This window comes from Pseudomonadota bacterium, from assembly GCA_039714795.1.
GTDB lineage: Bacteria > Pseudomonadota > Alphaproteobacteria > JAGOMX01 > JAGOMX01 > JBDLIP01.
The window spans coordinates 1-9,219 of record JBDLIP010000068.1 but is presented as its reverse complement, the minus strand read 5'-3'; the positions used below and the strand labels follow the sequence as shown (position 1 = coordinate 9,219).

Genomic DNA, 9,219 nt, shown 5'->3' with positions numbered 1-9,219 from the left:
TACCTACATCAGATGCCGGCGGCACACGGTTACAGTTACCGACTTTATGGCCAGAGAGTATATTGACTTGCACCTCAAAAAAAGGGATGGGGTTTTTATTGAAGGTCAGCTGGAGTACGTTCGTTATGGATCTTGTCACCAATGCCCTCATAGCAAGTGTTCTCACACCATTAGTGCTGAAATTGTCATCACTCCTTTTCGTGGTAACATCCGGCGATTAGATGAAGCTCCAGTTCCAAAATTGGAACAGGGATTTGTTAAAGATGGCACCGCCTTCAACAGCACTCACAGAAATATACTCTCGTGAAATCAAAACCTCTAGTTTCATGATAGCGAGAAACGCTCAGTTTACTTGGGTATACTCGCCCCGGTCATAAATTGCGCTTTTGGACACCCTCTGTAGTCGTTAATGTTTGGGTTTAAAACAAAAATCCTACACCATCACCATGCCACCATTGACATGCAGAGTCTGCCCTGTAATATAATTGGCCTCTTGGCTGGCAAGGAAACCAGCTGCGCTGGCGATATCTTGAGGGTTGCCAATTTTTTTAACCGGGATCTTGTTCATAATGCCGGCTTTTTGATCATCGTTAAGTACATCGGTCATGGGTGAGGTAATAAACCCTGGGGCAATGCAGTTAACAGTAATACCGCGTGTGCCTACTTCTTGAGCCAATGACTTGGCCATGCCAATCATACCGGCCTTGGATGCGGCGTAATTGGCTTGTCCTGGATTCCCAGAAACTCCCACAACGGACGTGATGTTGATGATGCGGCCCCATCGGCTTTTCATCATACCTTTAATAGCAGCACGGGACAGCTTAAAAACTGCACCGAGATTTACATTAAGAACATCCTGCCAGTCATCGTCCTTCATACGCATCATCAGGCCATCTTTGGTCAGACCGGCATTATTGACAAGAATATCTACTGAGCCCATTAACTCTGTTGCCTTTTCAATGAGTGAGCTGACGTCTCCCGGGTTACCTAAGTCACAAACCAGGGTTTCACAATTGTCACCTAGCTCGGATTTCAACTGATCCAAGACTTCTTGGCGACGGCCCGAAAGAGTAACGTGTGCACCCTGGCCGTGCAAGAATCTGGCAATAGAAGCACCAATGGCGCCAGAGGCGCCTGTAACAAGAGCATTTTTTCCATGTAAATCAAACATATTATGCGGCTTCCTTTAAAAAAATTTCAATGTCTGTAGGGGTTTCAATAGACAAAACTGTTAAGTTAGGATTAATACGCTTATTCAGCCCTGTCAAGACTTTGCCTGCTCCTAGTTCAATGATATGTTGGACATCCAGGTTCTGTATGCTCTCGCGCCAACGCACTTGTCCGGTTATTTGTGTGACAAGATTTTCTTTTAGGCGCGCAGGTTCAGTCTCTGTTTTTGCAGTTACGTTACACACAACTGACACTAAGGGTTTTGCAAACTCGACTTGCTCCAGTGCGTCTTGCATCACGTCGGCGGCTGGTTGCATCAGCGGTGAGTGAAACGGACCACTGACGGGCAACAATAGAGCGCGCTTGCACCCCCTTGATTTAGCTAATTCCATAGCCCGTTCAACAGCTGCTTTGTGGCCGCTGATTACGATTTGTCCAGGTGAGTTATCATTGGCAATAACGCAGACTTCGTTTCCCAGTTCCTGCTGCGCTTTTTTGGTGATATCTGCTACCACATCTGTCTCAAGACCCAAAATTGCCGCCATTGCTCCGGTACCTTCTGGCGCAGCTGAGCGCATGGCGTTGCCCCTAATCCTTAATAATTTTGCAGTATTTGCAAGCGAGAGGACGCGGGCTGCTGTAAGCGCTGAATACTCGCCCAACGAGTGTCCAGCGACACAGTGTGACATTTGTTTTAAATCAAGCCTGCCTTCTACCTCGAGTACACGTAACACCGCCATACTTACAGCCATTAGTGCAGGCTGAGTGTTTTGTGTTTGCTTTAGATCTGACTCAGATCCTGAAAAAATTATCTGGCTGAGATTTTGCTTAAGGGCCTCATCTACCTCATCAAATACGTCTTTAGCACAGGGAAACGCTTGATACAGCAGCGAGCCCACGCCAACTTTTTGCGAGCCTTGTCCCGGAAAAACAAATGCATACATGTGATATTTTCTCCAAAAATAATTTACTCCAACACTGAAAACTCTTGCGCTTGAGATGTCAAGCCCTCATATTCATTCAGTGTGTATTATCAACTGATTCGAGTATGTTTGGAGCTAAACACAGTTTTATTGTTATTTTGCTGATTTTCGCCCTAATTATGGGTGAGATGGCCAACAACATCTATGTGCCGAGTTTACCATTGTTGGTAGCAGAATTCCAGGTGGGTGTTGCGACTATTTCTGTATCTATAGGGATGGGGCTGTTGGGCTGTTGTTTGGCTTTTCCCGTTTATGGACCGCTTTCAGACCGGCTTGGCCGGCAGCAAGTTTTGTTGACTGGCATTCTGATTTTCATTTTCGGAAGCCTTTTGTGTTATTTAGCAACCAGTGCCAGTTTTTTTAGTGTTGCACGTCTTATTCAAGGCGTTGGTATTGCTGCTCCTTATATCCTTGGCATTGCAGTGATTCGTGATTTGTTTGATCATTCTCGTTTTTCGAAAATCATGTCATTTATACATATGGCGATTGCACTTGCACCAGCAATGGCGCCTATTATTGGTGGGTATGTGACCTTTTATCTAGGCTGGCGGCAGAATTTTTTCTTGATTGCCGTTGCCGGAGCAATATTATGGTTCTGGATGCGACTGAGTATGCCTGAAACTTTGAGCACAGAAAAGCGCAGGAGTTGGTCTTTTGCTGATGTTATCGCGGATTATCGCCAAGTTGTGCTTAATCCAGCTTTTGTTGGCTATAGTCTTATTTCCGGGTTGGTTTATGCAGGACTGTGGGCGTATTTGGCAACAGTTCCTTATGTCTTTGAAGCTCTTGGGGTCGGCGTTAAGCAATTTGGCTATTACCAATCCTTGCTTGTGGGGGTATATGCCGGTGGTGCTTACTTCAATAGCCGTGTGGTGGAGCAATGGGGGGTAAATTATTTGCTATCACGCGCCCTTTCTTTAACTCTATTTGGAGCTATTTTGTTTTTGAGTGCGGTTTGGTTGTCACCAACTTCAAGTCACGTTATGTGCTTAAGCCTGCTGCCTTTTTGTTTTGGGATGGGTTGTGTTTTTGCAAATGCAGCCACATGTGCTATGGATATTTTTTCAGAGATTAAAGGGGCGGCTTCGGCGGTTTTGTGTAGCATCGAATCGCTGGTGCCCGTTTTTGTGGTTACGTTGCTTGGTTTGTTTCATGATGGGACAATGATGCCAGCTGGTCTTGGAATTTTGAGTTTAACCTTACTGGCTTTTTGGTTGCATCGATGGTTGCAAGTTTATGAATTGAAGGCATTAAAGGGATAATACATGAGTCAGAATAATATTCACTCCAATCAGCCTAGTCTAGGCTTGTGGCGGGCGACGTCTTTGGTAGTTGGCAATATCGTAGGGGCTGGAGTCCTTATGCTACCGGCTTCATTGGGTGTTTATGGAACCCTGGGTTTGCTAGGGTGGATGTTGACAACCGTTGGTTCCATTGCCTTAGCGCTGGTTTTTGCGCGACTTTCGCGCCAGTATCCAATAATTGGTGGGCCATACGCATATTCTAGGGAAGCATTTGGAGAATTTATTGGCTTTCAAATGGCCTGGAGTTATTGGGTTGGAACTTGGGCCAGCAATGCAGCCATTGCAACTGCTTTTGTGAGTTACCTTACAAGCTTTTGGCCTATCTTGGCTGAAGATATGTTTCTCGCTTTTGTAGTTTCTGGTGGTTCGGTTTGGCTATTTACCTTTGTCAATACCATGGGCGTGCGAACAGCCGGCATATTGCAAGTTTTTGCTGTGGTTGTGAAGGTGGTGCCGCTTGCAGCGGTTGGATTGTTTGGGGTTTTCTACTTCAACCTTGAGAATTTTGTGCCTATCAATCCTTCAGGCGTGCCTTGGATAACCGCCCTTGGTTCAGCAGCAGCTCTGACTCTGTTTTCCTTTTTAGGCATTGAGTCAGCAACCATACCAGCTGAAGACGTAATTGAACCGGAAAAAAACATACCGCGAGCGACAGTGCTTGGAACGTTGATTGCAGCGGTTATTTATATCTGGACCATGACAGTGATTTTAGGTCTGATTCCTCCGGCAGAACTTTCGGTTTCAGCAGCTCCCTTTGCTGATGCCAGTCGAGTAATCTTTGGTAATTGGTCAGTGCCCATTATAGCTGCCAGTGCCGCAGCATCGGCCTTTGTCACTTTAAATGGTTGGATTCTGCTGCAGGGGCAAATTCCCTTAGCAGCAGCCCAGGATAAAATTTTTCCAGCTTGTTTCCGTAAGGTGACAAAAAGCGGTGCACCAGCCGTGGGGCTAATTATTTCCAGTTTGTTAATGACTGGAATGTTGATCTTAAATTACCAGGCTACTTTGGTTGACCAATTTACTGCGATTGTGACTTTTACTACTTTTGCGGTTTTATTGCCTTATCTCTATTCCAGTGCAGCCGAGTTGTATTTCTTGTGCACCGGAGCGGCACAGCTTTCCGGATGGCGACTGGCGCGTTCAATATTGGTTGCGCTACTGGCCTTCCTCTACACTGTAGTTATTGTTGCTGGTGCTGGGCAACAGGCGGTTTATTACGGCATGATCTTTGTTTTTGCTGGTTTTCCATGTTACGTGTGGATGAAGCGCACTGATCTTTTGCAAAAAGGAAGCCCAAGGCAATGACGACAAGCGTATCTGTGCAGCATAAACCTAGTTTTGGTTTATGGCGCGCAACATCTTTGGTCGTAGGAAATATCGTCGGATCGGGCATTTTGTTGTTACCTGCCTCTTTGGGATTATACGGAAGCCTCGGCCTGGTGGGGTGGGGGCTGACAACGGTGGGAGCCATCTGTGTAGCGTTAGTTTTTGCAAGACTTGCCAAGCGAATTCCTAAAATTGGTGGTCCTTATGCCTATGCGCACGAGGCATTTGGAGATTTTGTAGGTTTTCAAATGGCGTGGAGTTATTGGGTCGGGCTTTGGGCTGGCAATGCAGCTGTTGCGACTGCGTTTGTTAGTTACTTGACAACGTTTTGGCCTGTCTTGGGGCAGGATATGACCCTTGGTTTTACGGTGGCTGCTGGTTCCATTTGGGTATTTACACTGTTAAATGCTTTCAGCCTAAAACTGGCAGGATCATTTCAGGTGTTTGCAACCATTGTCAAAGTTTTACCGCTGGTTGCAATTGGAATTTTTGGAGTTTTCTATATTGATTTCGGTCACTTTACACCTTTGAATCCCAGTGGTCAGCCAACCCTAACCGCATTAGGTTCTACTCTTGCATTGACCTTATTTGCGTTTTTGGGGATTGAGTCAGCAACTGTCCCAGCTGAAGACGTAATCAATCCAGAAAAAACTATCCCGCGCGCCACAGTGCTTGGGACACTGGCGTCTGCCGGTATTTATACTTGGGTGATGGTAGTAATGTTAGGTTTGATACCACCGCATGATCTAGCACAATCGAATGCCCCTTTTGCTGACGCAGGCCGCATTGTTTTTGGTGATTGGGCAGTGCCAATTTTATCATTCAGTGCAGCTATGGCTGCATTTTTGACTCTAAATGGCTGGGTATTACTGCAAGGTCAGGTGCCCTTGGCAGCTGCTCGAGATGGTTTATTTCCTCCCATTTTTGCTAAAGAGACCAAAAATGGTACCCCTGCGTGGGGTTTAGTGCTGTCAAGTTGCTTGATTATGGTCATGCTGGCGATGAACTACCAAGCCAGCTTGGTTGAGCAATTTACCACAATCATCTTATTTACAACTTTCGTACAAATGCTGCCCTATTTATATTCGTGTGCAGCTGAATTGTTGTATTTGTTAACCGCAACAGAACCTGTTTCTCGAGTACAATTTGTACGTACAATTGCCGTTACAGCGCTGGGTTTTATTTTCACTGTGGCCATTGTGGTAGGAGTTGGCCAAAAGCAGGTGTACTTGGGGATGTTGTTCATTTTTGCTGGGTTTCCGGTTTATGTTTGGCTGAAACGGAAACAGAGCAGAGAGTCACGCAAAGTACCTGCGTAACACCTCAACGTAAATTCTCATCAATGTTTCAATATCTGCTAGTGGTACACGCTCATCCACATGGTGTGCAGTTTTGTTCAACAGACCGCATTCAACAACCGGGCAAAGTTTATGAATAAAACGAGCATCAGAAGTGCCGCCGCTGGTGCTAAACTCAGGATCTTTGCCTGTAACCGTTTTGATGGCTGTAGCTGTACATTGAGCAATCCTAGAAGTGTGCTCGACCAGGAAAGGTTCGCCACTGACACGTATTTCTAGATCAAAGTCTCTTGCATGAACTGTCGCCATCTGCTGTAGCCAATGAGTAAGCTTTGCACCACTTTGTTCAGTATTAAATCTAATGCTAAAGCAGGCAGTCACCTGAGACGGAATAACATTTGTTGTTGAATTACCCACATCTACGCTTGTAATTTCTAAATTAGATGCAGAAAAATCAGCAGTACCTGTATCAAGCACTTTTTCGTTAATAGCGCTTAAAAACGCCAATAGTTTGGGAATTGGATTATCAGCCAGATGTGGATAGGCCACATGGCCTTGAGTTCCTTTGACCGTAATGCAACCTGTCAGGCTGCCCCGGCGGCCAATTTTGAGCATATCACCAACGGTATTCTGGCTGGTAGGTTCACCAACAAGGCACGCGTCGAGGATTTCTCCTTTGGCTTGCAGCCACTCCATAACTTTTATAGTACCATGGGTGCCCAATCCCTCTTCATCGCCAGTGATCAGCAGGCTAATGGATCCAGGAATTTCTTGCGCAGTTTCACTAAACGCTGCAATAAAACAGACAATGGCGGTTTTCATATCCACTGCACCACGACCGTAGAGAATACCTTGATCAATGGTGGCACTAAAGGGTGGGTACTTCCAACCACTTTTGTCTCCAGATGGGACCACATCCGTGTGTCCAGCAAAACATAGGTTGGGTTTTTCTCTACCCCAGCGAGCATAAAGATTGTCAACGCGATCTGATCCTTCACCAAACGGTAGCCGGTGACATAAAAATCCCAAATTCTTAAGCACACCTTCAAGCAAAGTCAGGGCTCCGCCTTCTTTTGGGGTGACACTGGGGCATGCAATTAGCTGTTGCGTCAATTTAACTGGATCAATTTTCATGGGCGTAAGAGGTCGTTGATTGCGGTTTTAGAGCGGGTTCCTGCATCCACTTGCTTGACAATTACAGCGCAAGCAAGAGACGGACTAGGCGAACCGTCAGGTAGTGGTTTGATAGCAGGCTTTGTGCCAGCAATGACAACCGAGTAAGGTGGAATACGGCCATAGGTTATCTCACCGGTAGTTCGGTTGATAATTGGGGTAGAAGCTCCTAAAAAGACGCCCATGCCGATAACACTGCCGCGCTCAACAATTACACCTTCAACGACTTCGCTGCGTGCGCCGATAAAGCAGTTATCCTCGATAATGACCGGATTAGCTTGTAGTGGCTCCAACACGCCACCAATTCCTACTCCTCCAGATATATGGCAATGTTTACCAACCTGAGCACATGAGCCAACAGTGACCCAGGTATCAATCAGAGTTCCTTGTCCAACATAGGCACCAATGTTGACAAAACTCGGCATCAGTACCACATCAGGGGCCACATAAGCACCTTGTCGTACAAAGCTCCCTGGCACAGCGCGAATGCGCGAGCTTGCAAAATCAGACTCAGACCAGCTGGAAAATTTCAAAGGGACTTTATCGTAGGCAGGGGACGTGGCTGCAATTTTCTGATTATCATTGAGGCGAAATGACAGCAGCACTGCTTGTTTGAGCCAGGTATTAACGTGCCATTGGCCATCTTTGCTCTCTGCTATACGCAAGCGTCCTGAGTCAAGGCCTGCAATCACCTCATCTACCGCAGATCGAAGGATAGCAGAGTTCTCATTTGGGGTGTTCCAGCTGCGCTCAATGATTGTCTCAAGGTTTTCTGTTGTGAGTTGGGTGTTTGCAACAGCAATTGTCATGTTAAGGGGACTCCTTCCAAAAGCACAGCATTGCATCTCAATAGCCTTGCTGTCAAATATTTTTCCCCCTAGCTGTTGCCGTATGTTATGTAGATTATTACATATATATTTAAGTTATTGTTGTCGATTTTTAGGGTTATTTCAGATGATTTTTAAATATAAAATATTTTGCAATAAAAATATAATTATTGGATTATTATGTGTTCCATTATTGGTTATAAGCTCTACATCTAACGCTAAATCAAAATCTTCCATACCACAAGCGACAAAAATTCTTGTTCAGAAAAAAGAACGGCAACTTTGTTTGTTGCAAGGAAAAAAAGTTCTCAAAACCTACAAAATAGCTTTAGGTTTTAATCCAGTAGGTCATAAACGACAACAGGGTGATGGCAGAACGCCAGAGGGAACTTATAAAGTTGATTATAAAAATCCCAAAAGTACGAGCCATTTATCTTTGCACCTTTCCTATCCCAATGCCCAAGATAAAAAACAAGCAAGGAAAAACAAGGTTTCTCCAGGTGGAGATATTTGTATCCACGGCCTATATCCGACATTGCAACACTTGGGCGCTGAGCATATTCGATATAATTGGACACACGGCTGCATTGCTGTGACCAACAAAGAGATTGAGGAAATCTGGAAATACGTCCGTACTGGTATTACCGTTGAGATTCGAGCGTAATTAATCTGAGTCTGGAAAAAATCCTTGCGAGAAATGCAAACCTCTAGCTTAATGATAGCTACTAGCTCACAGTTTACTTGGGTAAAGTGAGTACTGCGAGCGTATCAAGAAACAGAGATTTGTATTTCTCGCGAGTACATTTATGCATAGGTGGCATAACATACCCCAACAAATTACATAGAAATTAAATTAAATTTACTGTTGCTTCATCAAGAAATTTACGCTAGCCTGTCCCTAAGTCGTGACGCAACGGGTGCTTGAGACCACCCACAGCGCCACTAACCATGATCGATCTAACCACTAGGAGATCAACCGATGGCTAACGCCAACATACTATATCTCGTCCCTATTTACCACCAAAAGCGCTACTGTGTGCAGGGCTACCTCATGAAATAGTCATCATATATTGCTTAAATCCTTATCTACAAAGGGATACCGGCCGTTTTCAGTCTACAAAAAGCACGTAGTATTGCA

General features: G+C 45.2%; 9 protein-coding genes. 5 read left to right on the top strand and 4 right to left on the bottom strand.

Translation table 11 applies throughout. The annotated features are described in order from the left end of the window. Positions 1 to 307 (top strand): hypothetical protein (locus tag ABFQ95_05750; GenBank protein MEN8237028.1); only part of this gene is annotated, 307 nt, incomplete at its 5' end. 126 nt (positions 308 to 433) lie between these two features. On the opposite strand, the gene fabG is transcribed toward ABFQ95_05750, so the two are convergent. Together fabG and fabD are read right to left on the bottom strand one after the other, a co-directional pair. Then, positions 434 to 1,171, bottom strand: coding sequence for a 3-oxoacyl-[acyl-carrier-protein] reductase (gene fabG, locus ABFQ95_05745; protein ID MEN8237027.1), 738 nt, complete (start codon positions 1,169 to 1,171; stop codon positions 434 to 436). A 1-nt stretch (position 1,172) separates the two neighbouring features. Then, positions 1,173 to 2,114 carry an ACP S-malonyltransferase gene (gene fabD, locus ABFQ95_05740; GenBank protein MEN8237026.1) on the bottom strand — a complete coding sequence of 314 codons (942 nt, stop codon included), beginning with the start codon at positions 2,112 to 2,114 and terminating at the stop codon, positions 1,173 to 1,175. A 104-nt stretch (positions 2,115 to 2,218) separates the two neighbouring features. Between fabD and ABFQ95_05735 the strand changes: the two genes are divergently transcribed. Genes ABFQ95_05735 through ABFQ95_05725 form a run of 3 tightly spaced genes read left to right on the top strand, consistent with a single transcriptional unit; the run spans position 2,219 to position 6,102 of the window. Beyond that, on the top strand, positions 2,219 to 3,415 hold the full coding sequence (locus ABFQ95_05735; protein MEN8237025.1) for a multidrug effflux MFS transporter: 1,197 nt from the start codon (positions 2,219 to 2,221) through the stop codon (positions 3,413 to 3,415). A gap of 3 nt (positions 3,416 to 3,418) precedes the next feature. Next, the gene (locus tag ABFQ95_05730; protein ID MEN8237024.1) at positions 3,419 to 4,762 is read left to right on the top strand and encodes an amino acid permease; all 1,344 of its coding nucleotides are present in this window, start codon (positions 3,419 to 3,421) and stop codon (positions 4,760 to 4,762) included. Further along, complete coding sequence (locus ABFQ95_05725; GenBank protein MEN8237023.1) at positions 4,759 to 6,102, top strand: amino acid permease; 1,344 nt, start codon at positions 4,759 to 4,761, stop codon at positions 6,100 to 6,102. Before ABFQ95_05730 ends, ABFQ95_05725 begins: the two co-directional genes overlap by 4 nt. On the opposite strand, the gene dapE is transcribed toward ABFQ95_05725, so the two are convergent. After that, a complete protein-coding gene (gene dapE / locus ABFQ95_05720) occupies positions 6,082 to 7,215 on the bottom strand; it encodes a succinyl-diaminopimelate desuccinylase (GenBank protein ID MEN8237022.1) in 1,134 nt (377 codons plus the stop codon). The genes ABFQ95_05725 and dapE overlap by 21 nt on opposite strands. Continuing rightward, positions 7,212 to 8,063, bottom strand: a complete 852-nt coding sequence (gene dapD / locus ABFQ95_05715; protein ID MEN8237021.1) for a 2,3,4,5-tetrahydropyridine-2,6-dicarboxylate N-succinyltransferase — start codon at positions 8,061 to 8,063, stop codon at positions 7,212 to 7,214. Before dapD ends, dapE begins: the two co-directional genes overlap by 4 nt. A gap of 145 nt (positions 8,064 to 8,208) precedes the next feature. On the opposite strand from dapD, the gene ABFQ95_05710 reads away from it, so the two are divergent. Next, entirely contained in the window at positions 8,209 to 8,745 is a 537-nt protein-coding gene (locus ABFQ95_05710) for a L,D-transpeptidase family protein (protein ID MEN8237020.1), read from the top strand. Positions 8,746 to 9,219 lie beyond the last annotated feature (474 nt).